The 21,779-nt window shown below is 72.8% G+C and carries 17 protein-coding genes; 8 read left to right on the top strand and 9 right to left on the bottom strand.

What is annotated here, in order from left to right:
* Positions 1-123 precede the first annotated feature (123 nt).
* Positions 124-1,359 carry a WD40/YVTN/BNR-like repeat-containing protein gene (locus EIZ62_RS04560; protein WP_208827763.1) on the top strand — a complete coding sequence of 412 codons (1,236 nt, stop codon included), beginning with the start codon at positions 124-126 and terminating at the stop codon, positions 1,357-1,359.
* Positions 1,360-1,412: 53 nt separating this feature from the next.
* Here the strand turns inward: EIZ62_RS04560 and EIZ62_RS04555 are convergent, their stop codons facing one another.
* The gene (locus tag EIZ62_RS04555) at positions 1,413-1,721 is read right to left on the bottom strand and encodes a YciI family protein (RefSeq protein WP_156691426.1); all 309 of its coding nucleotides are present in this window, start codon (positions 1,719-1,721) and stop codon (positions 1,413-1,415) included.
* An 81-nt stretch (positions 1,722-1,802) separates the two neighbouring features.
* Between EIZ62_RS04555 and EIZ62_RS04550 the strand changes: the two genes are divergently transcribed.
* Positions 1,803-2,492, top strand: a complete 690-nt coding sequence (locus EIZ62_RS04550; protein ID WP_156691425.1) for an endonuclease V — start codon at positions 1,803-1,805, stop codon at positions 2,490-2,492.
* A 45-nt stretch (positions 2,493-2,537) separates the two neighbouring features.
* On the opposite strand, the gene EIZ62_RS04545 is transcribed toward EIZ62_RS04550, so the two are convergent.
* On the bottom strand, positions 2,538-3,728 hold the full coding sequence (locus EIZ62_RS04545) for a saccharopine dehydrogenase family protein (protein WP_156691424.1): 1,191 nt from the start codon (positions 3,726-3,728) through the stop codon (positions 2,538-2,540).
* A gap of 180 nt (positions 3,729-3,908) precedes the next feature.
* On the opposite strand from EIZ62_RS04545, the gene EIZ62_RS04540 reads away from it, so the two are divergent.
* The 4 genes from EIZ62_RS04540 to EIZ62_RS04525 are packed head-to-tail and all read left to right on the top strand — an operon-like array spanning position 3,909 to position 9,685.
* Positions 3,909-5,096, top strand: coding sequence for a CaiB/BaiF CoA transferase family protein (locus EIZ62_RS04540; RefSeq protein WP_208827761.1), 1,188 nt, complete (start codon positions 3,909-3,911; stop codon positions 5,094-5,096).
* Entirely contained in the window at positions 5,093-6,235 is a 1,143-nt protein-coding gene (locus EIZ62_RS04535; RefSeq protein ID WP_156691423.1) for an acyl-CoA dehydrogenase family protein, read from the top strand. Before EIZ62_RS04540 ends, EIZ62_RS04535 begins: the two co-directional genes overlap by 4 nt.
* A gap of 22 nt (positions 6,236-6,257) precedes the next feature.
* On the top strand, positions 6,258-7,472 hold the full coding sequence (locus EIZ62_RS04530; protein ID WP_156691422.1) for an acetyl-CoA C-acetyltransferase: 1,215 nt from the start codon (positions 6,258-6,260) through the stop codon (positions 7,470-7,472).
* A 41-nt stretch (positions 7,473-7,513) separates the two neighbouring features.
* Complete coding sequence (locus EIZ62_RS04525; RefSeq protein ID WP_156691421.1) at positions 7,514-9,685, top strand: 3-hydroxyacyl-CoA dehydrogenase NAD-binding domain-containing protein; 2,172 nt, start codon at positions 7,514-7,516, stop codon at positions 9,683-9,685.
* A gap of 367 nt (positions 9,686-10,052) precedes the next feature.
* Here the strand turns inward: EIZ62_RS04525 and EIZ62_RS04520 are convergent, their stop codons facing one another.
* The 3 genes from EIZ62_RS04520 to sph form a co-directional block, all read right to left on the bottom strand.
* On the bottom strand, positions 10,053-10,805 hold the full coding sequence (locus EIZ62_RS04520) for a MerR family transcriptional regulator (protein WP_156691420.1): 753 nt from the start codon (positions 10,803-10,805) through the stop codon (positions 10,053-10,055).
* 70 nt (positions 10,806-10,875) lie between these two features.
* The gene (locus EIZ62_RS04515) at positions 10,876-11,904 is read right to left on the bottom strand and encodes a cation diffusion facilitator family transporter (RefSeq protein ID WP_156691419.1); all 1,029 of its coding nucleotides are present in this window, start codon (positions 11,902-11,904) and stop codon (positions 10,876-10,878) included.
* A 78-nt stretch (positions 11,905-11,982) separates the two neighbouring features.
* Positions 11,983-12,960, bottom strand: a complete 978-nt coding sequence (sph, locus tag EIZ62_RS04510) for a sphingomyelin phosphodiesterase (protein ID WP_156696201.1) — start codon at positions 12,958-12,960, stop codon at positions 11,983-11,985.
* Between the two features lie 155 nt (positions 12,961-13,115).
* Here sph and EIZ62_RS04505 point away from each other — a divergent pair, with 155 nt between their 5' ends.
* Positions 13,116-14,009 (top strand): oxygenase MpaB family protein, encoded by an 894-nt coding sequence (locus EIZ62_RS04505; protein WP_156691418.1) that lies wholly within the window; start codon positions 13,116-13,118, stop codon positions 14,007-14,009.
* On the opposite strand, the gene EIZ62_RS04500 is transcribed toward EIZ62_RS04505, so the two are convergent.
* The 4 genes from EIZ62_RS04500 to EIZ62_RS04485 form a co-directional block, all read right to left on the bottom strand.
* Positions 13,981-15,351: a GH1 family beta-glucosidase gene (locus EIZ62_RS04500; protein ID WP_156691417.1), complete on the bottom strand. Its 1,371-nt coding sequence runs from the start codon at positions 15,349-15,351 to the stop codon at positions 13,981-13,983. The genes EIZ62_RS04505 and EIZ62_RS04500 overlap by 29 nt on opposite strands.
* Before the next feature lie 70 nt (positions 15,352-15,421).
* Entirely contained in the window at positions 15,422-16,261 is an 840-nt protein-coding gene (locus tag EIZ62_RS04495) for a carbohydrate ABC transporter permease (RefSeq protein WP_156691416.1), read from the bottom strand.
* On the bottom strand, positions 16,258-17,223 hold the full coding sequence (locus EIZ62_RS04490) for a carbohydrate ABC transporter permease (protein WP_156691415.1): 966 nt from the start codon (positions 17,221-17,223) through the stop codon (positions 16,258-16,260). The genes EIZ62_RS04495 and EIZ62_RS04490 overlap by 4 nt, the downstream gene beginning before the upstream one ends.
* A gap of 150 nt (positions 17,224-17,373) precedes the next feature.
* Entirely contained in the window at positions 17,374-18,744 is a 1,371-nt protein-coding gene (locus tag EIZ62_RS04485; RefSeq protein ID WP_156691414.1) for an ABC transporter substrate-binding protein, read from the bottom strand.
* A gap of 240 nt (positions 18,745-18,984) precedes the next feature.
* Here EIZ62_RS04485 and EIZ62_RS04480 point away from each other — a divergent pair, with 240 nt between their 5' ends.
* Positions 18,985-21,768, top strand: a complete 2,784-nt coding sequence (locus tag EIZ62_RS04480; RefSeq protein WP_156691413.1) for a glycosyl hydrolase — start codon at positions 18,985-18,987, stop codon at positions 21,766-21,768.
* Positions 21,769-21,779 lie beyond the last annotated feature (11 nt).

Genomic DNA, 21,779 nt, shown 5'->3' with positions numbered 1-21,779 from the left:
CGGTACGACTCTTACGCACAGGAGGACGACGAATTCCGTCGGCGCGTGCATCGGCGTGGTGTGTGACCTGTGTCACCGGGGCGCCCTGGACGGGTCGGCGGGGGTGGGCTACGTTCCCGCGCCATGACGTCCAAGGGGAAGACGAGACGAGCGGTGTCGGTGGGGCGGCGAGCGGTGTCGGTGGGGCTGAGCGGGGCGGCGCTCGCCGCCGCGCTGACCGCCGCCCCGGCCCAGGCGGCCCCCACCCCGACGAGTTCCAGCACGACGAGCTCCAGCACGACGGCCTCCAGCACGACGGGATCCGTGCCGGCGGGCTCCACCACGACAGCTCCCGGCAGAGCGGCACCCCGCGCCACGGGGCCGTCCTGGCGGCTGAAGGAGACCGGGGCGCAGGCGCGCTTCCGGGGCCTGGCGGCCGTCAGCCGGTCCACCGCCTGGGTGGCGGGCTCCGGGGGCACGGTGCTGCGCACCGGGGACGGCGGGCGCAGCTGGCGGAACGTCTCGCCGGCGGGCGCGACCGGGCTGGAGTTCCGGGACATCGAGGCGTTCGACGGGCGCCGCGCGGTCGTGCTCGCGATCGGGGAGGGCGAGGCGTCCCGGATCCTCCGCACCGACGACGGCGGCGCCAGCTGGACCGAATCGTTCCGCAACCCCGACCCCAGGGCCTTCTACGACTGCGTCACCTTCTTCGACAGCCGCCACGGCCTCGCCATGAGCGATCCGGTCGACGGCAGGTACCGGATCCTGTCCACCGGCGACGGCGGCCGCAGCTGGACGGTGCTGCCGACCGCCGGCATGCCCGAAGCGCTGCCGGGGGAGGCCGGGTTCGCCGCGAGCGGCCAGTGCCTGGTCAGCTCCGGGCCCCGGGACGTGTGGCTGGCGACCGGGGGCGGCGCCACCGCGCGCGTGCTGCACTCCTCGGACCGCGGCCGGAACTGGACGGTCGCCGAGTCGACGATCCCGGCGGGCGACCCGGTGCGGGGGGTGTTCGCCCTGGCCTTCCGCGACCGCACGCACGGCATCGCGGTCGGCGGCGACTACCGGACGGGGCAGCCCTCGCCCCGCGCGGGCGCCGTCAGCCGGGACGGCGGGCGCACCTGGCGGCAGGCCCACACCCCGCCGCCCGCCTACCGCTCGGGCGTGGCCTGGCTCCCGCACAGCCGGTCCGCCGCGCTCGCCGTCGGCCCCACCGGAACGGACCTGACGACGGACGGCGGCCGCACCTGGCGGACCGTCGACACCGGTTCGTACGACACGGTCGACTGCGCCGCCGGCCCCGCATACGGCCCACCGTCCAGTCGGGCGTCCGGCTGCTGGGCCGCCGGCGAGAAGGGCCGGGTCGCCCGCCTGGAGCGGTGACCACGGAGCACCCCGGCGCCCGGCCGGGCACGGAAGCGCGGATCAGTGCTCGGTCAGTGCGGCGCGGCCGGAAGCGGGCGGCGGTACCGGGCGAGCTCCGGTGCCGTTCTGGTGGCTATGAACTCGGTGACGCGGTACGCGCACACGCCGGCGGTGACGAACGGGTCGGTCGCCGTGACCTCCTCGATCCGGGCACGGTCCTCCCCGTCCGCCAGAATGATCCCGCCGTCACGCGGCTCCTTGCGGCCGGAGGCGAGGAACAGCCCCGACGCGTAGTGCCCGTCCAGCCAGGCGACGTGGTCCGCGAGGAGTTTGTCCACCCGCTCCAGCGGTCCGGTGTAGGTCAGTTCCAGTACGAACATGCCCGCGAGGCTATCGGGTGCCACCGACAGTCCCGGCGCCCGAGTACGGCCGCCTCTGGCGGGGTTAGGGTGACCGTCACCATGACGATCATCGAAATCCCCGCCGACTGGCCGGCCGACGAGGCGGAGGCCCTCGCCGTCCAGGACGAACTGCGCGGCCGCGTGGTCCTGGACGAACCGGGCCCCGCGCCCGGCACCGGCCTGGTCACCGGCGTCGACGTGGCCTACGACGACGAGCGCGACCTCGTCGCCGCCGCGGCCGTCGTCCTGGACGCCCGCACCCTCACCGTCGTCGAGGAGGCCACCGCGGTCGGCAGGGTCTCCTTCCCGTACGTCCCCGGGCTGCTCGCCTTCCGTGAGGTGCCGACCGTGCTGGCCGCCCTCGCCGCGCTCCGCGGCGGCCCCGGGCTCGTGGTGTGCGACGGGTACGGCCGGGCGCACCCGCGCCGCTTCGGCCTCGCCAGCCACCTCGGCGTCCTCACCGGGCTGCCCGTGATCGGCGTCGCCAAGAACCCGTTCACCTTCACCTACGAGCAGCCCGCGCGGGAGCGCGGCGCGGCCGCCCCGCTCGTCGCGGACGGCGAGGAGGTCGGCCGTGCGCTGCGCACCCGGGAGGGCGTGAAGCCGGTCTTCGTCTCGGCCGGCCACCGGGTCACGCTCGACAACGCCTGCGCCCACACCCTGCACCTGACGCCCCGTTACCGCATCCCCGAGACCACCCGCCACGCGGACGCCCTGTGCCGGCGCGCCCTGAAGGCGATCACGGCGTAGGCGCGCCCGAGCGGCGGGACCCGTCCGGGCCTGCCCGGCCCGGCTTCAGCGGGAGTCGGCCACCCGGAAGCGGATTCCGGCCCGGGTCAGCCGCTCCAGCAGCGCGTCGCCCATCGCGACGGCGGTGGTCAGCTGGCCGGCCGTCTTCGGCAGGTCGTCGAAGGCGAGGCTCAGGGCCGACTCGGCGAGCATCTTCGCGGTCTCGTCGTAGCCCGGGTCGCCGCCCGACACCTCGGTGAACACCCGCCGGCCGCCGCCCTCGCCGACGAACCGCACGGTGAACCAGCTGCGCGCGCGGCGCTCCTCGTCCGGCCCCTGACCCGCCTCGTAACGGTCCATCAGCCACCGCCGGGCGGGCGGCACCTGGGCCAGCGCGAACAGCCCGCCCATGGCCGCCGTTCCGCCGAGCGCCATGGGGAGCGTCCTGACGGCCGCGTAGTGCCGGTAGCGGAAGTCGGGCCCGTACTGGGGGAGGGCCGCCGCCGACCGGGCCACGACACTCGCGTCCAGGGTCGGCAGGGGGAGCGCCCAGGCGCCGGTCTCCCGGCTGAAGCGGGGCGCCGCGAGCGGGGCCCGCGCCCGCCGCCCGACCAGCCGCGGCTCGTGCAGGCGCCGTTCCCGGGCGGCCCGCGCCATGTGCCGGCCGCGGGCCATGGCGGTGAGCGCCGAGGCGAACGTACCGCCCGAGAAGAAGGCGTTGGAGCGGACGAAACCGTCCACGGCCAGCGGCACGTCCCCGGGCAGCTGCGCCACGGTGAAGTACACGCCCAGGTCGTGGGGGACCGAGTCGAAGCCGCAGGCGTGCACGATCCGCGCCCCCGTCTCACGGGCCCGCGCGTCGTGGCGTACGTACATCAGGTCCACGAACTCCGGCTCGCCGGTGAGGTCCACGTAGTCCGTACCCGCTTCGGCGCAGGCGGCCACCAGCGGTTCGCCGTACCAGACGTACGGCCCGACGGTCGTCGCCACCACCCGCGCCGACTTGGCGAGCGTGCGCATCGAGTCCCGGTCCGCCGCGTCCGCCGTCACCAGGGGCAGGTCCGCGCACCGCGGGTGCTCGGCGGCCAGCCGGTCGCGCAGCCGTTCCAGCTTGTCCAGGCTGCGCCCGGCGAGCGCCCAGCGGCAGGTGGCGGGCGCGTGCGTGGCGAGGTAGCGGGCGGTCAGTTCCCCGACGAACCCGGTCGCCCCGAAGAGCACCACGTCGTACGTCCGCTCCGTGCCGTCCCGTGTCTCCATGCAGCCCTCCGCCGTCCACGCCGTTGTCGGAGCCAGAGGCTAGCGTGCGGGGTGAGGAACGATCACCCGGGTGCCCGGCGCCTTTCTGAGCGCTTGCTCGTCCACAGGGCTTGTGCGGAGTGGAACACGTTCTTAGCATCATTACTGTTACAGCAGTTGTGTCACAGTGCTGGGGGTCAGATGGCAGCGACAGGCAGCGGCCCGCTCGCGGGGGTGCGCGTGGTCGAGCTGGCCGGCATCGGGCCCGGCCCGTTCGCCGCCATGCTCCTGGGCGACCTGGGCGCGGACGTCGTCCGCGTCGACCGGCCGGGCGGCGCGGGGCTGGCGATCGACCCGGCGTACGACCTCACCAACCGCAACAAGCGCTCGGTCCTCGTCGACCTCAAGGCGGACGGCGGACCGGACCGGGTCCTGGACCTCGTCGAGCGCGCCGACGTCCTCATCGAGGGATACCGGCCCGGCGTGGCGGAGCGGCTCGGCGTCGGGCCCGAGGAGTGCCTGGCCCGCAACCCGAAGCTGGTCTACGGCCGCATGACCGGCTGGGGCCAGGACGGTCCGCTCGCCCAGCGGGCCGGGCACGACATCGCGTACATCGCGGTCACCGGCACCCTCTCCATGATCGGCAGGGCCGACGAGCCGCCGACCGTGCCCGCCAACCTCGTCGGCGACTACGCGGGCGGTTCGCTCTACCTCGTCGTCGGCGTCCTCGCCGCCCTGCACCACGCGCGCGAGGAGGGCGGCGGCGGACAGGTCGTCGACGCCGCCATCACCGACGGAGCGGCCCACCTCGCCACGATGATCCACGGCATGATGGCCGCAGGCGGCTGGCAGGACCGGCGCGGCGCCAACCTGCTGGACGGCGGCTGCCCCTTCTACGGCACCTATGAGACAGCCGACGGCCAGTACATGGCGGTGGGCGCGCTGGAGCAGCGGTTCTACGACGAGTTCGTCCGCCTGCTCGGCATCGAGGACACCGCGCCCGCCCGCAAGGACTTCGACCGCTGGGACGATCTGCGCGCCGCTGTGGCCGCGCGCTTCAAGGACCGGACGCGCGCCGAGTGGACGGCCGTCTTCGAGGGGTCCGACGCCTGCGTCGCCCCCGTCCTGTCGCTGCGGGAGGCGCCCGCCCACCCGCACCTCGCGGCCCGCGCCACCTTCACCGACCACGGGGGCATCACCCAGCCGGCCCCCGCGCCCCGCTTCTCCGCCACCCCCGGCTCCGTCACCCGGCCCCCCGCCCGGCCGGGCGCCGGCACCGACGAGGTCGCCCGCGACTGGGACGTCCCCAGCCTCCGCACCGACGACGCCCGTTCCCAAGACGCCCGTACCGAAGACGCCCGTTCCGACAACGACAGGGGGACCGGGTGAAGCGCCGGATCTTCGAAGCCGAGCACGACGCCTTCCGCGAGACCGTCCGCACCTTCCTCGCCAAGGAGGTCCTGCCGCACTACGAGCAGTGGGAGAAGGACGGCATCGTCTCCCGCGAAGCCTGGCTCGCGGCGGGCCGCCAGGGCCTGCTGGGCATCGCCGTCCCCGAGGAGTACGGCGGCGGTGGCAACACCGACTTCCGCTACAGCGCCGTCCTCGCCGAGGAGTTCACCCGCGCCGGCGCGCCCGGGCTCGCCATCGGGCTCCACAACGACATCATCGGCCCCTACCTCACCTCGCTCGGCACCGACGAGCAGAAGCGGCGCTGGCTCCCCGGCTTCTGCACCGGCGAGATCATCACCGCCATCGCCATGACCGAACCCGGCGCCGGCTCCGACCTCCAGGGCATCCGCACCACCGCCGAGGACCGGGGCGACCACTGGCTGCTCAACGGCTCCAAGACCTTCATCTCCAACGGCATCCTCGCCGACCTGGTGGTCGTCGTCGCGAAGACCACCCCGGAGGGCGGCGCGCACGGCCTGTCCCTCCTCGTCGTCGAGCGCGGCGCGGACGGCTTCGAACGGGGCCGCAACCTCGACAAGATCGGCCAGAAGTCCCAGGACACCGCCGAGCTGTTCTTCCACGACGTCCGCGTCCCCAAGGAGAACCTGCTCGGGGAGCTGAACGGCGCGTTCGTCCACCTGATGACCAACCTCGCCCAGGAGCGGCTGAACATAGCCGTCGCCGGCATCGCCGCCGCCGAGCACCTCCTGGAGATCACCACGGCGTACGTCAAGGAGCGCGAGGCGTTCGGGCGGCCCCTCGCCAGGCTCCAGCACATCCGCTTCGAGATCGCGGAGATGGCCACCGAGTGCGCCGTCACCCGCGCGTTCCTCGACCGCTGCGTCGTCGACCACGCGAACGGGGAGCTGGACGCCGTCCACGCCTCCATGGCCAAGTGGTGGGCCACCGAACTCCAGAAACGGGTCGCCGACCGTTGCCTCCAGCTCCACGGCGGCTACGGCTACATGGCGGAGTACCCGGTCGCCAAGGCCTTCACCGATGGCCGGATCCAAACCATTTACGGCGGTACGACCGAGATCATGAAGGAAATCATCGGCCGTTCCCTGCTCGGCTGACCCCTCCCCGAAAGGCTTGACAGTGAGCACCGAAGCGTATGTCTACGACGCGATCCGCACCCCGCGCGGGCGCGGGAAGGCGAATGGCGCCCTGCACGGCACCAAGCCGATCGACCTGGTGGTCGGCCTCATCCACGAACTGCGCGGCCGGTTCCCCGGCCTCGACCCCGCCGCCATCGACGACATCGTCCTCGGTGTCGTCGAACCCGTCGGTGACCAGGGCTCCGACATCGCGCGCATCGCGGCCATCGCCGCCGGGCTGCCCGACACCGTCGCCGGCGTCCAGGAGAACCGCTTCTGTGCCTCCGGCCTCGAAGCCGTCAACATGGCGGCGATGAAGGTCCGCTCCGGCTGGGAGGACCTGGTCCTCGCCGGCGGCGTCGAGTCGATGTCCCGCGTCCCGATGGCCTCCGACGGCGGCGCCTGGTTCGCCGACCCGATGACCAACTGGGACACCAACTTCGTACCGCAGGGCATCGGCGCCGACCTGATCGCCACCCTCGGCGGCTACACCCGGCGCGACGTCGACGAGTACGCCGCGCTCTCCCAGGAGCGCGCCGCCGCCGCCTGGAAGGACGGCCGCTTCGACCGGTCCGTCGTGCCCGTCAAGGACCGCGCGGGGCTCGTCGTCCTCGACCACGACGAGCACATGCGGCCCGGCACCACTGCCGACTCGCTCGCCTCCCTCAAGCCCTCCTTCGCGGCCGTCGGCGAGATGGGCGGCTTCGACGCCGTGGCGTTGCAGAAGTACCACTGGGTCGAGAAGATCGACCACGTCCACCACGCCGGCAACTCCTCCGGCATCGTCGACGGCGCCGCCCTCGTCGCCATCGGCAACAAGGAGGTCGGCGAGCGGTACGGCATCACACCCCGCGCCAGGGTCGTGTCCGTGGCCGTGTCGGGCTCGGAGCCGACCATCATGCTCACCGGCCCCGCCCCCGCCTCCCGCAAGGCCCTCGCCAAGGCCGGCCTGACCGCCGACGACATCGACCTGGTCGAGATCAACGAGGCGTTCGCGGCGGTCGTCCTGCGCTTCGCCGCCGACATGGGCCTGCCCCTCGACAAGGTCAACGTCAACGGCGGGGCCATCGCCATGGGACACCCCCTCGGCGCGACCGGCGCGATGATCCTCGGCACCCTCGTCGACGAACTGGAGCGCCAGGACAAGCGGTACGGCCTCGCCACGCTGTGCGTGGGCGGAGGCATGGGCATCGCCACCGTCGTCGAGCGCGTCTGACCCCGTCCTTTCCCGTACGGCCTTACGGAGCAGCCACCACCATGAGCCAGTCCACCACCATCCGCTGGGAACAGGACGAGACCGGTGTCGTCACCCTCGTGCTCGACGACCCCGACCAGTCCGCCAACACCATGAACCAGGCCTTCCGGACCTCCATCGCGGCCGTCGCCGACCGCGCCGAGGCCGAGAAGGACTCCATCCGCGGCTTCGTCTACACCTCCGCCAAGAAGACCTTCTTCGCCGGCGGGGACCTCAAGGACATGATGAAGGCCGGGCCCGCCGACGCCCGGCAGATCTTCGAGGCCGGCATGGAGATGAAGCGCGCCCTGCGCCGCATCGAGACCCTCGGCAAGCCCGTGGTCGCCTGTCTCAACGGCGCCGCCCTCGGCGGCGGTTACGAGATCGCCCTCGCCTCCCACCACCGGATCGCCCTCGACGCCCCCGGCTCCAAGATCGGCCTGCCCGAGGTCACCCTCGGCCTCCTGCCCGGAGGCGGCGGCGTGACCCGCACCGTACGCCTCATGGGCATCGCCGACGCCCTGCTCAAGGTCCTCCTCCAGGGCACCCAGTACTCGCCGCGGCGCGCCCTGGAGAACGGGCTGGTCCACGAAGTGGCCACCACCCCCGAGGAGATGGCCGCCAAGGCGCGGGCGTTCATCGACGCCCACCCCGAGTCGCAGCAGCCCTGGGACGCCCCCGGCTACCGGATCCCCGGCGGCACCCCGGCGCACCCCAAGTTCGCCGCGAACCTGCCCGCCTTCCCCGCCAACCTGAAGAAGCAGATCAACGGCGCGCCCTACCCGGCGCCCCGCAACATCCTCGCGGCCGCCGTCGAGGGCTCCCAGGTCGACTTCGAGACCGCGCTGACGATCGAGTCGCGGTACTTCACCGAGCTGGTCACCGGCCAGACCGCCAAGAACATGATCCAGGCGTTCTTCTTCGACCTCCAGGCGGTCAACTCCGGCGCGAGCCGGCCCCGGGGCGTCGAACCGCGCAAGGTCCGCAGGGTCGCGGTCCTCGGCGCCGGCATGATGGGCGCCGGCATCGCCTACTCCTGCGCCCGGGCGGGCATCGAGGTCGTCCTGAAGGACGTCTCGGCCGAGGCGGCCGAGAAGGGCAAGGCGTACTCGGCGAAGCTCCTCGACAAGGCGCTGTCCCGGGGCCGCACCACCGAGGCACAGCGCGACGAGCTGCTGGCCCGCATCACCCCGACCGCCGACCCGGCCGACCTCGCGGGCTGCGACGCCGTCATCGAGGCGGTCTTCGAGGACACAGCCCTCAAGCACAAGGTCTTCCAGGAGATCCAGGAGATCGTCGAGCCCGACGCGCTGCTGTGCTCCAACACCTCCACCCTGCCGATCACCCTCCTCTCGGAGGGCGTCGACCGACCGGCCGACTTCATCGGCCTGCACTTCTTCTCACCGGTCGACAAGATGCCGCTCGTCGAGATCATCCGGGGCGAGCGGTCCGGTGACGAGGCCCTCGCGCGCGCCTTCGACCTCGTGCGCCAGATCAACAAGACGCCGATCGTCGTCAACGACTCGCGCGGCTTCTTCACCTCGCGCGTGATCGGCCAGTTCATCAACGAGGGCGTGGCGATGGTGGGGGAGGGCGTGGACCCCGCGTCCGTCGAGCAGGCGGCGGCGCAGGCCGGCTACCCGGCGAAGGTCCTGTCCCTGATGGACGAGCTGACGCTCACCCTCCCGCGCAAGATCCGCAACGAGTCCCGGCGCGCGATCGAGGAGGCGGGCGGCACCTGGACCGAGCACCCGGCGGAGGCCGTGATCGACCGCATGGTCGACGAGTTCGGCCGCCCCGGCCGCAGCGGCGGAGCGGGCTTCTACGACTACGACGAGACCGGCGGCCGCACCGGCCTGTGGCCCGGGCTGCGCGAGCACTTCGCCGGGGAGGGCGCCACCGTCCCCTTCGAGGACATGAAGGAGCGGATGCTCTTCTCCGAGGCGCTGGACACGGTCCGCTGCCTGGAGGAGGGGGTGCTGACCTCCGTCGCCGACGCCAACATCGGTTCCATCATGGGCATCGGCTTCCCCGCGTGGACCGGCGGCGTGCTCCAGTACGTCAACGGTTACGAGGGCGGCCTGCCGGGCTTCGTCGCCCGGGCGCGCGAGCTGGCCGAGCGGTACGGCGAGCGCTTCCAGCCGCCGGCGCTGCTGGTGGAGAAGGCCGAGCGCGGGGAGCGGTTCGGCGACTGACCCCGCGGCCCCGTCACCGGGACGGCCGTCGCCGACACGACGCGACGGCCGTCCCGGTGACGCCCCGGCGCCCCGCCGCTCCGGCCGACCTGTACGGCGGCATCCTGACGACGCCGGACGGCGTGGGCCACCGGGCGAGCATTCACGGAGGCGACCGCGACGCGTTCGCGGCGCACCGCGACACCGCGCGGGTGGGACCCGGCCGCCGGGTCCGCGCACCGGCTCGACCGGACCCGTCTCCCCGGCGCCCGGCACCGCGCCGGCCGTGGCGCCCACCCGGCCGCAGGGTCCGCGTACCGGCTCGACCGGACCGCCTCCCCGCCGCCCCGCCGCTCCGGCCGCGGCGGCGCGCGGCCCGCCGGGCGGCTCACTCGGCGCGGAACGCGGCCCGCAGCTCCTCCTTCAGCGACCGCTGAAAGGCCGTCACCAGGGCCTGCACCACCAGCGGCTGCATATGGGCGGACAGCGACTTCATCGCCGCCACGTGCTCGGGGTCCGACTCGCGCTCGCGGTACGGGCCCCACACCTCGTCGCGGAACAGCCGCGTCAGTTCCTGCGCCGCCGACCGGGTGTGCTCCACCAGCACCGTGCGGGACGCCAGGATCGTCTCGTGCGCGATCGGCACGTCCAACAGCCGCAGCCCCAGCCGCAGCAGGCCCGGGTCCACCCGGAACGTGTCGCCGGCCCCCGTGCGGGCCACCACGTCCATCGCGGCCAGCCGGTCCACGTCCTCGTCGCCCAGCGCGCGGCCGGCGCGCCGCTCCAGCTCCGCCCGGCTCATCTCCTCCGGCGCGTCCGGCGCCCAGGTCGCCACCAGCGCCCGGTGGATGGCCAGGTCGTGGGCGCTCAGGTCGGGCGGCAACTGCTCCACGTACCGCTCGATGGCCGCGAGCGTCATGCCCTGGTGCTGGAGCTCCTCGATGAGCGCGAGCCGGGAGAGGTGCTCCGGCCCGTAGTGCCCCACCCGCCTCGGACCGATCACCGGCGGCGGCAGCAGCCCCCGCGTGCCGTAGAACCGGATGGTGCGCACCGTGACCCCCGCGCGGGCCGCCAGCTCGTCGACGGTCAGCGTCGGCTGCCGCTCCTCGGACTCGGCCGGCTCGGTCGCCTCGGTCCCCATGAGGGCCTCACTTCTGACGGGTGCGGTGGTTATGTAGAACAGTATTGCTGTCTCACCAACGCTGTGAAAGTCACGGGCGACCGTCGATGCGGGAGGAGTGGTGGGCGAGGGCGGCGTGCGGGTCGGCGTCCGCCGGGTGGGCGTGGTCGATGTGGACGGTGGCCCCCGCCAGCCGGGGCACCTGGTGCAGCAGGGCGTGTTCCGCCGCGACCGCGACCGCGTGCGCCTGGACCACCGTCAGCGACGGGTCGACCACCACGGACGTCTCGGCCCGCAGCGCGTGGCCCAGCCACCGCATCCGCACGGTCCCCACGCCCCGTACGCCCTCCACGTGCGACAGCACGTGTTCCGCCCGGTCCACCAGCGCCGGGTCGACGGCGTCCATCAGCCGGTGCCAGACCTCGCGCGCCGCGCCCCGCAGCACCACCAGGATCGCTGCCGTGATGACCAGCCCCACCAGCGGGTCCGCCCACCACCAGCCGAGCGCGGCGCCCCCCGCGCCCAGCAGCACCGCCAGCGAGGTGAAGCCGTCCGTGCGGGCGTGCAGCCCGTCGGCGACCAGCGCCGCGGAGCCGATCGCGCGGCCCGTGCGGATCCGCGCCCTGGCCACCCACTCGTTGCCCGCGAAGCCCACCAGGCCCGCCGCCGCGACCGCCGGCAGGTGGTCCACGTCCCGCGGGTCCAGCAGCCGCCCCACCGCCTCGTACCCGGCGAAGGCCGCCGACGCGGCGATCACCATCACCACGAACACCCCGGCCAAGTCCTCGGCCCGGCCGAAGCCGTACGTGTACCGGCGGGTCGCGGCCCGCCGGCCCAGCACGAAGGCCAGGGCCAGCGGCAGTGCCGTCAGGGCGTCCGTGGCGTTGTGGACCGTGTCACCGAGCAGCGCGACCGAGCCCGACAGCGCCGCCACGACCGCCTGGACGCCCGTCGTCGCGGCGAGCACGGCGAACGAGAACCACAACGTGCGCAGTCCCGCCGCCGACCCCTCCAGGGCGGCGTCGATCCGCTCGCCGTGGTGATGGTGATGCTTATGGGGGTGGTGGTGGCCGTGATGACGCCCTCGGTGCTCCCCATGGTGGTGTCCCTGACCGGTCATGGACACCACCATGGCAGCGCGGCCGCCCTGCGGCCACTGTCGAAGAACGGCCCCCGACCAGCTGCGCATCCCTTGCGACTACTGGGCCGACGCGACGACCGGGTAGTGGTCGGACAGGTTGGTGTACGTGTACCGCTTGCCCCAGCTGGAGACCGTCCAGGGCGCGCTCTGCTCCTTGACGACCCGGTTGGTCCAGCCGGCCGGCCTCGCGTGACCGGCGCGGTGGAGGACGTGGTCGAGGTCCTCACGCGGATCGTCCGGGTAGCGCTCCGCGGCGATCGAGTTGTCCTGGGTGTCGAAGGAGTAGGGGTGCCCGGTGCGCGCGTCCGCGTCCACCAGGCCCGCGTCGGAGAGCATCGAGGCGTACTCGCCGCTGTGCGAGTCCACGTTGAAGTCGCCCGCCACCAGCACCTGCTCCGACGCGGGGATGTTCTTGGCGTCCAGGAAGGCGTCCATCGCCCGGAACTGGCGGCTGCGCACCGCGGCGGCCTCCCCGCCGTCACAGCCGGGATCGGTCGACTGGGCGTGCGTGCCCACCATGTGGACACGGGCGCCGTCGACGTTCAGCACGGCGTACACGAACCCCTTGTTGGAGTACCAGTCGGCACCGCACGCGTCCTTGTAGACGTACTGCTCCTTGCGGACGATCGGCCACTTGCTGAGCACCGTGACACCGCCGTCCTCCGGCGTGGTCGCCGAGTACGCGCCGCTCGTGGCGTCCCAGCCGCTCTTGCTCCGGCCCATCACCGGGGTCTGGTACGGATACCGCGCGGCGGCGTTGCGCATCAGCGCGTCGGAGGACGCGTTGTCGAACGCCTCCTGGAGCACCACCACGTCCTGGCCGCCGAAGAACGACGCCTCCGGTATCGCCCCGGCCCGGTGGTCCTGGCCCCAGTTCGGGTAGAGGGTCTTGCTGAACAGGAACGCGTTGTACGACAGCACCTTCAGCGCCGGCGTCCCGGCCCCCGTCCCCGCCGAGGCGGCCGGGCCGGCGGCGGCCACCGCGACGACGGTGAGTGCGGCGGACAGGGTGGCGGAAAGCGCGGCTCGCTGCATGGATCGCGGCACGGAAACTCCAGTCGGCAGTGGGGGTTTCGGCATGGCGCGGCACATCAAATCAGCCACGGTTACTTTCCGGTAGCCATCGGGGGCGGGGAACATTGCGGAACCCCGACCATCACGACAACATCCCCGCGGCGGATACTGGGATCATGAGCACTGCCCCCGCCCCGCACGACCCCCCGCCGCCCCCGCCGGGCGGAGTGCTCTGGAGCCTCGCCGGCGACCTCCGCGGCCTGCTGATGCTGCCCGCCGCCTTCACCCTCCAGGTCGCCCACCCCGCCGTCGGCGCCGGCGTCGACGAGCACTCCGTCTTCCGCACCGACCCGTGGGGCCGCGGAGAGCGCTCCCTGCGCTCGCTCCAGCTCTGGGTGTACGGGGGCGAGGCCGCCGCCGAGGAAGGCCGCCGGCTGCGCGCCCTGCACGCCGGCATCCGGGGAACCGACACCCGGGGCCGCCGCTACCACGCCCTCACCCCCGCCAACTACGCCTGGGTCCACGCCACCGGCTTCCCCGTCTACCACCACGCCGCGCGCTACCTGATCCGGCCCCTGACAGCCGCCCAGGAACGGCAGCTGTACGCCGAGTGGCTCCAGGTCGGCCGCGTCCTCGGCATCCACGACCGGGACATGCCCCAGACGATCGAGGAGTTCTGGCCCTACCACCGCAAGGTCCTCGCCGAGGAGATCGAGGCCACCGCCGTCGCACGGGAACTCGTCGCCGCCGACACCCCGCTGCCCCCGTTCGACCGGGGCCCGCTGCCGATGCGCCTGATCGTGCGGGCCCTGTGGCCGCTGCTGCTCCCCGCGTTCGCCCGCTTCCGCCGCTTCCTCACCGTAGGGCTCATGCCGCCCGACGCGCGGGCGGCGATGGGCCTGGAGTGGACCGACGAGCAGGAGCGCAGGCTGCGCCGGTTCGGCCGGCTCGTACGCGCCGTCGTGCCGGTCCTCCCCGAGCGGCTGCGCTACCTCCCGCTCGCCCGGCGGGCCCGGGCGCGGCACCGGGAGGAGCAGCGCCTCACCCGCGCAGACCGCCCCGGGCGATGACGTCCGCGTACCAGCGCGCGCTGTCCTTCGGCGTACGGCGCTGCGACGCGAAGTCCACGTGCACGATGCCGAACCGCTTCCCATAGCCGTACGCCCACTCGAAGTTGTCGAGCAGCGACCACAGGAAGTAGCCACGCACGTCCACCCCGTCCGCCAGCGCCCGGTGTACCCCCGCCAGGTGCGCGCGCAGGTAGGCGACCCGCTCCGGGTCGTGGACCTCGCCCGACGGGTCGGCGTAGTCGTCGTACGCCGCGCCGTTCTCCGTCACCATCAGCGGCGTCCCGGGCAGCTCGTCCCGCAGCCGCGCCAACAGCTCGTACAGCCCGTCCGCGTCGACCGGCCAGTCCATCGCGGTCCGCGGACCCGGCGCCGGCACGAACCGGACGTGCGGCTCGGTGCCCGGCCACGGCGACGGCGCCTCGGACGTACCGGCACCGACGACCGCGGGGGAGTAGTAGTTGACCCCCAGCGAGTCGACCGGCGTCGCCGTCACCTCCAGGTCGCCGTCCCGGACGAACGACCAGTCCGTCAGCGCCGCCGTGTCCGCCACCAGGTCCTCCGGGAGACGGCCGTGGAAGACCGGGTCCAGGAAGATCCTGTTGCCCACCGCGTCGACGCGGCGCAGCGCGTCGCGGTCCGCCTCGCTCCCGGACAGGGCACGCAGCGCGTGGACGTTGAGCGTCAGCGACACCTCCGCGGTGCGCGGGAGGGCGGCGCGCAACGCCTGGACCGCCCGCCCGTGCGCCAGGTTCAGGTGGTGCGCCGCGCGCAGCGACGCGGCCGCCTCGGTGCGCCCCGGGGCGTGGACCCCCGACGCGTACCCGAGGAACGCCACGCACCACGGCTCGTTCAGCGTCGTCCACGTGGCGACCCGGTCGCCCAGCGCGGCGGCCACGTGCCCGGCGTACTCGGCGAACCGCTCGGCCGTGTCCCGGTGCGGCCAGCCGCCCGCGTCCTCCAGCTCCTGCGGCAGGTCCCAGTGGTAGAGCGTGGCGACCGGCCGGATGTCGGCGGCCCGCAGCTCGTCGACGAGCCGCCGGTAGAAGTCCAGACCCTTCTGCACCGCGGGCCCCCGGCCGGTCGGCTGCACCCGCGGCCAGGCGACGGAGAACCGGTAGTCCGTCACGCCCAGGTCCTTCATCAGGGCGACGTCCTCGGCCATCCGGTGGTAGTGGTCGGCCGCGATGTCACCGGTGTCGCCGTTGCGGACCCTGCCCGGCGTACGGCTGAAGGTGTCCCAGATGGACGGCGTCCGGCCGTCCTCGTCGGCGGCACCCTCGATCTGGTACGCGGCCGTCGCCGTGCCCCAGCGGAAACCGGCCGGGAAAGTGAGCTCATCCATGACGTCCATGAGCGGAAGACTCCCAAGGGGAAGGGGGAAAACGGGGAAAAGGGGCAAGGACGAGCGTGTCTCAGCCCTTGACGGCGCCCTGCATGATGCCGCCGACGATCTGCCGGCCCAGCAGGCCGAAGACCAGCAGGACGGGAAGCGTGCCCAGCAGCGTGCCCGCCATGATCACGGACTGGTCGTGGACGTAACCGCCGCCCAGCTGGCGCAGCGCCACCTGAACCGTCGGGTTCTGCGAGGACAGGGCCACGATCGGCCAGAAGAAGTCGTTCCAGGCCGCCATGAAGGTCAGCAGACCCAGCACGGCCATACCGGGCCGGGCGATCGGCACGACGATGGACCAGAAGATCCGCGCGGAGGAGGCGCCGTCCACCCGCGCCGCCTCGATCAGCTCGTCCGGCAGCGCCTGCACCAGGAACTGCCGCATGAAGAAGACCCCGAAGGCCGACACCAGACCGGGCAGGATCACCGACTGGAGCTGGTTCACCCAGCCCAGCTCCGCGATCAGCATGAACAACGGGATCACGCCCAGCTGCGGCGGGATCATCATGGTGCCCACGGTGATCGCGAGCAGCGCGCCCCGGCCGCGGAACCGCAGCTTGGCGAAGGCGAAGCCGGCCAGCGTGCAGCACAGCACCGTGCCCACCGTGATGGAGCCCGAGACGATCAGGGAGTTGAGCAGGGCCTTGCCGATGTCCGCCTCCTCCATCACCGCCTCGACGTTGCGGATCAGGTTCGGGCCGGGGAGGAGGGACGGGGGCACCTTCGCCAGGTCGGCGTTGGAGCGGCTGGCGGCGACGATCGTCCAGTAGAACGGGAACGCCGACACCAGCACGGCGAGGACGAGGATCGCGTACGCCACCCTGCCGCCGTGCAGGGTGCGCCCGGCGCGGCGCGCGCTCACCGGCCCGCCTCCTTCCGGGAACGGCGGCGCATGACCAGGGCGTTGACCCCGACCAGCACCAGGATCAGCAGGAACATCACCCAGGCGATCGCGGCGGCCCGCCCCAGGTGGAAGAAGCCCCAGCCCTGCTCGTACATGTACAGCCCGAGCGTCTGGTACTGGTGCGAGATGCCGCCCGACACCGACCCCTCGAACAGCAGCGGCTCACCGAAGAGCTGGGTGGCGCCGATCGTCGAGACCACGGCCGTGAACACGATCGTCGGCCGCAGCCCCGGCAGCGTGACGTGGAAGAACTGGCGCCACCGCGACGCCCCGTCCATCTCCGCCGCCTCGTACAGCTCGCTGGGGATCGACTGCATGCCCGCGAGGTAGATCAGCGCGTTGTAGCCGGTCCAGCGCCAGATGACGATCGTCGACACGGCGATCTGCGAGGCGACCGTGTTCGTCTGCCAGTCGACCGGGCCGATGCCCACGACCCCCAGCACGTAGTTGACCAGACCGAAGTCACGGCCGAAGAGCTGGGCGAAGACCAGGGTCGCGGCGGCGACGGACGTGGCGTACGGGAGCAGCATCGCCGTGCGGAAGAACGTCCGCCCGCGCAGCCGGTAGTTGAGCAGGTGGGCCAGGCCCAGGGCCATCACCAGCTGCGGCACGGTGGAGATGACCCCGATCGTGAAGGTGTTGCGCAGCGAGATCCAGAAGAACTCGTCGGTGAAGAGGGCCGCGTAGTTGCCGAGGCCGCGCCACTCCATGTCGCCGGGGGTCTGGAGCTCGACGCGGTAGAGGGAGACGAACGCCGTGTACAGCAGCGGGAAGAGGCCGAACGCGGCGAAGAGCGTGAAGAACGGGGTGAGGTACGCGTACGGCGAGACGGTCCGCCACGCGCGGCGCGCGGCCGACGGGCGCCGCCGGGCGGCTGCCGATCCTGCCGGAGCGGTGAGGGTCACGGTGCGGCCCTTCATGGTCGGTACGGAGGTGGTGGACGGGAGGCGGGGACGGGAGGCGGGGCGCGACCCGGTGGCGACGGTGGCCCGAGTGGCGCCGGTGGCCCGAGCGGCCCGAGTGGCGCCCGCCCCCGGAAGGCGGTGGGGGCGGGCGCCGGGGGCCCGGCGTCAGCCCGTGACGTTCTCGACGCCCTTCTTCGCGTTCGACCACGCCTTGTCCGGTGACGTCCCCTTCCGCTCGACCTCGCTCAGCGCGTTGGTGATCTGGTCGGCGACGTTCTTGTCGTGGACGCCCAGCACCTGCACCGGGGCCGCCTTCGCCGCGTCACCGAAGATCTGGCCGATCGGGGCGCCGGAGAAGTACGGGTCCTTGGCGTCGGCGACCTTGGCGATCGCGCCCGTGGAGGAGGGGAAGTTGCCCTGCTTCTCGAAGAGCCTGGCCTGCTGCTCGGGGGCGGTCAGCCACTGGATCAGCTCGTACGCCTCCTTCTTGTGCTTCGCGGCCCGGGGAACGCTCAGGTACGAGCCGCCCCAGTTCCCGGCGCCGCCCGGCAGCTTGGCGATGTCCCACTTGCCCTTGCCCGCCTCGCCGGCCTGGCCCTTGATGTAGCCGAGCATCCACGCGGGGCAGGGGATGGTGGCGAACGAGCCTGCGGCGAAGGCCTGGTTCCACTGCGGCGACCACTGGTCCAGCTTGGCGCTGAGCCCTTCGTCGGCGGCCTCGGTGGCGGTGTCCCAGGCGGTCTTGACGGCCGGGTTCGACTCGTAGATCAGCTTGCCGGAGGCGTCGTAGTACCGCTCCTCCTCCTGCCCGATCATGATGGTGAAGAGGCTGCCCACGCTGTCCAGCCAGGCGCTCTTGGCCGGAGCCTTGGCCTGGTACTGCTTGCCGAGCTCCAGGTAGCCGTCCCAGGTGGCCCACCTGCGGGCCAGTTCGGCGCGGTCCGTCGGCAGCCCGGCCTGCTTGAACAGGTCGGTGCGGTAGCACATCGCCTCGGGTCCGACGTCCGTGCCGAGTCCCAGCACCCGGCCGTCCTCGGTCGTCGCCGCCGACCACTTGGCCTCGGCGAACTCGCCCTTCAGCTTGTCGGCGCCGTACCGGGTCAGGTCCTCGAACTTGTCCGGCTGCGCTTGCGTCACCGAGGCGATCCGCCCCACCTCGATGGCCTGGACGTCGGCCAGACCGCCACCGCCGGCGAGCCGGGTCTGGAGGGACTTCCAGTAGTCCTGCTCGTCCTCGGTGTCCGTCTGCTTGATCTTGATCCCGGGGTGCAGCTTCTCGTACTCGGCGTAGAGCCCGGCCTCCTTGTAGCCGAAGGAGCCGAAGAGGTCCACGGTGAGCGTGACCGTGCCGTCGGACGCCCCACCGGAGGCACCGGACCCGCAGGCGGCGAGCAGCACCCCGGCGAGCACGGCCGCCCCGGCACGGACCACGGCCCGGGTACGGACGGCCGCGCCGGTACGGACAGCCGTACCGGCGTGAACTGCGGCCTGTGCGGCCGGTGTTCTCGGGGTGCCGGTGGCTCGGGCGTTGGGCATGGGAAGCCTCCCTTGGCTTCGCGGCGGAGAGAAGCGTTTGAGAGCGCTCTCAGGAGATGCGTCTGGAGCGTGCCCGAGCCGCCCGCGTCCGTCAAGACTCGAAGCCATAACGACTGCCGCTTCCGGGCAACTCGCCTCTCTGTCCGCTGTATTGACAGCTTCGTTTCAAGAGTTTTACGTTCCAGTCCACCTGAGAGCGCTCTCGAAACGTTCTCCCGCCACCCCTCTCGAGGTGCCGACATGCCATCCCCACGCACCCGGCCGGCCGCATTGCTCCTCGCCACCACCCTGGCCGCCCTCGGCCTCACCGCGACCACCGCCACCCCCGCAGCAGCCGCCACCGTCCCCGTCGGAGCGGGCGGTTACTCCGACACCCGGCCCCCCGGAACATCCGGCCCCACCACCAACACCGGCACCCCCGTCACCCCCAAACTGACGCCCGCCGCCCAGGGCAAGCCGGTGCCCACCAACGACTGGTGGTCCTCCCTCGCCTTCCAGCGCTACGGCGACAACCCCTGGTCCACGCCCATGTACGGCCACCCGCTCACCTACCAGGCCACCGCCGCAGGCCTGGACGTCGGGTACCCCACCACGCCCGCGATCGTCGGCGACGGACGCCAGTACGAGTACGCCCACAAGCGCGACCTCACCCTCGGGCTCACCGGCCTGAACTCCCCGGACACCAAGGCCGACGCCTGGTCCGACTGGACCGTCACCCCCTACTGGTCGGACGGCACCCGCACGCTGCGCACCACCATCGGCCACGGCTCGCCGTTCGTGTACGCCAAGGGCACCGGCGGCGACGCGCGGATCACCACCGCCACCGCCCCCACCGTCTTCGCCGACCAGGGCAACGTCCTCGGCATCACCGTCTCCGGCCACCACTACGCGCTGTTCGCCCCCACCGGCGCCGACTGGACGGTCTCCGGCTCCACCCTGACGGCCGGGCTCGGCGGCAGGGACTACTTCTCGGTGGCCGTCATGCCCTCACCGGACGCGCTGGCCACCTACCGCACGTACGCCTACAGCTTCGTCACCGGCTCCAAGGCCGAGTGGAGCTACACCGGCGGTACGGTCCGGGCCACCTACACGCTGACCACCCAGCCGCAGGAGGGCACCCAGACCGGCACCCTCCAGGCCCTCTACCGGCACCAGTGGCTCCACACCACCGACGCCCTCACGCCGTACACGTACGTCTCCCCGCGCGGCACCATGAAGGTCAGGGCTTCCACCAGCTTCACCACCAGCCAGCGGGCCGCCGCCGTCCTGCCCGCCCTGCCGAAGTCGTCCGGCGTCGACGCCGCCCGGCTGCGCGGCTACCTCACCGAGGCCGCGAACGCCGCCGACCCGTTCCAGGGCGCCACCGACACCTACTGGACCGGCAAGGCGCTCGGCAGGCTCGCCCAGCTCGTCCCGCTGGCCGAGCAGGCCGGCGAGACGGCCACCCGCGACAAGCTGCTCGGCCTGATCAAGGGGCGGCTCCAGGACTGGTTCACGGCCGGCGGGGCGAACGAGTTCTCGTACGACCGGACGTGGAGGACCCTCACCGGCTACCCCGCCTCGTACGGCAGCGACACCGAGCTGAACGACCACCACTTCCACTACTCGTACTACGTCTACGCGGCCGCGATCGTCGCCCAGTACGACCCGGCCTGGGCCACCGGCTCCGCGTGGGGCGGCATGGTGAAGACCCTCGTGCGCGACGCCGCCAACCCCAGCCGCACCGACAGCGCCTTCCCCTTCCTCCGGGGCTTCGACGTGTACGCCGGCCACAGCTGGGCCTCCGGCCACCAGGGCTTCGCCGCCGGCAACAACCAGGAGTCCTCGTCCGAGTCCACCAACCTCAGCGCGGGGCTGGTCCTGTGGGGCTCGGCCACCGGTGACACCGCCCTGCGCGACCTGGGCGTCTACCTGCTGACCACCGAGGCCGAGGCGATCGCCCAGTACTGGTTCGACGCCGACCAGCAGGTCTTCCCGGCGTCCTTCGGGCACGAGACCGCCGGCATGGTGTGGGGGAGCGGCGCCGCCTACGCCACCTGGTGGACCGCCAACCCCGAGGAGATCCACGGCATCAACGTCCTGCCCGTGACCGGCGGTTCGCTCCACCTCGGCGGCGAGAAGGCCGCCGTGCGCCGCAACGTCGCCGAGATGGAGCGCGAGAACGGCGGCCCGGCCGTCGAATGGCGCGACATCCTCTGGGAGTTCCAGTCCTTCGCCGACCCCGCCGCCGCCAGGGCGAAGTGGGACGTTGGCCACGCCTCCTACACCCCCGAGGCGGGCGAGTCCAAGGCGCACACCTACCACTGGCTCACCACCCTGGACGCCCTCGGCGCACCCGACGCGACCGTCAGCGGCGACATCCCCACCTCGGCCGCCTTCACCAAGGGCACGGTACGGACCTACGCGGCCCACAACCACGGCTCCACCGCCCGGACGGTGACCTTCTCCGACGGCGCGAAGCTCACCGTCCCGGCGCGTTCGACGGCCACCGGTACGGGCACCGGCGGCCCCGGTCCCGACCCGGACCCCGACCCGGGGCCCGGCACCGGGGACACCTTCCAGCTCCGCACCGGCGGCACCCTGACCACGGCGACCGGCGCGACGGCCGGGTCCGACACCATCGCCTCGGCGGGCGGCGCCAACCACGACGGCACCCCCCACCAGCCGTTGGTCTACGAGGCGAAGGGCGTCAACGGCACCCTGAAGCCGGGCGGCGCCACCGCGTTCCGCCTCCAGGTCGACGCGGGCACCACGGTCGGCCTCGGCCAGCAGGCCCGGGTCAGCTACGACCTGACCGGCGACGGGACCTTCGACCGGACGGAGACGTACCACTACTTCGCGACCGACCCGGTGCCCGGCTGGGAGGAGTACGGCCAGGCGCGCGGGCTCAGATCGGCGACCGGAACGCTGGGCGACCTCAAGGGCGGCACGGTACGCCTGGAGGTGTGGCACGCCATCGGCTCCGGCACGGCCCGGCTCCAGACCGGCACCGACCGGTCCGTCCTGGTCATTCCGTACGCCTGATCAGCCGGACC

The sequence above is a fragment of the Streptomyces ficellus genome (assembly GCF_009739905.1).
Taxonomy (GTDB): Bacteria; Actinomycetota; Actinomycetes; order Streptomycetales; family Streptomycetaceae; genus Streptomyces; species Streptomyces ficellus_A.
This window is presented reverse-complemented; position numbering and strand designations above follow the sequence as displayed.

Bases quoted from the DNA above. Each gene is read 5' to 3' on its own strand.
- EIZ62_RS04485 (WP_156691414.1), bottom strand. From the start codon at position 18,744: ATGCCCAACGCCCGAGCCACCGGCACCCCGAGAACACCGGCCGCACAG.
- EIZ62_RS04505 (WP_156691418.1), top strand. From the start codon at position 13,116: ATGAGCACTGCCCCCGCCCCGCACGACCCCCCGCCGCCCCCGCCGGGC.
- EIZ62_RS04550 (WP_156691425.1), top strand. From the start codon at position 1,803: ATGACGATCATCGAAATCCCCGCCGACTGGCCGGCCGACGAGGCGGAG.
- EIZ62_RS04490 (WP_156691415.1), bottom strand. From the start codon at position 17,223: ATGAAGGGCCGCACCGTGACCCTCACCGCTCCGGCAGGATCGGCAGCC.
- EIZ62_RS04560 (WP_208827763.1), top strand. From the start codon at position 124: ATGACGTCCAAGGGGAAGACGAGACGAGCGGTGTCGGTGGGGCGGCGA.
- EIZ62_RS04555 (WP_156691426.1), bottom strand. From the start codon at position 1,721: ATGTTCGTACTGGAACTGACCTACACCGGACCGCTGGAGCGGGTGGAC.
- EIZ62_RS04500 (WP_156691417.1), bottom strand. From the start codon at position 15,351: ATGGATGAGCTCACTTTCCCGGCCGGTTTCCGCTGGGGCACGGCGACG.
- EIZ62_RS04520 (WP_156691420.1), bottom strand. From the start codon at position 10,805: ATGGGGACCGAGGCGACCGAGCCGGCCGAGTCCGAGGAGCGGCAGCCG.
- EIZ62_RS04480 (WP_156691413.1), top strand. From the start codon at position 18,985: ATGCCATCCCCACGCACCCGGCCGGCCGCATTGCTCCTCGCCACCACC.
- sph (WP_156696201.1), bottom strand. From the start codon at position 12,960: ATGCAGCGAGCCGCGCTTTCCGCCACCCTGTCCGCCGCACTCACCGTC.
- EIZ62_RS04525 (WP_156691421.1), top strand. From the start codon at position 7,514: ATGAGCCAGTCCACCACCATCCGCTGGGAACAGGACGAGACCGGTGTC.
- EIZ62_RS04515 (WP_156691419.1), bottom strand. From the start codon at position 11,904: ATGACCGGTCAGGGACACCACCATGGGGAGCACCGAGGGCGTCATCAC.
- EIZ62_RS04540 (WP_208827761.1), top strand. From the start codon at position 3,909: ATGGCAGCGACAGGCAGCGGCCCGCTCGCGGGGGTGCGCGTGGTCGAG.
- EIZ62_RS04545 (WP_156691424.1), bottom strand. From the start codon at position 3,728: ATGGAGACACGGGACGGCACGGAGCGGACGTACGACGTGGTGCTCTTC.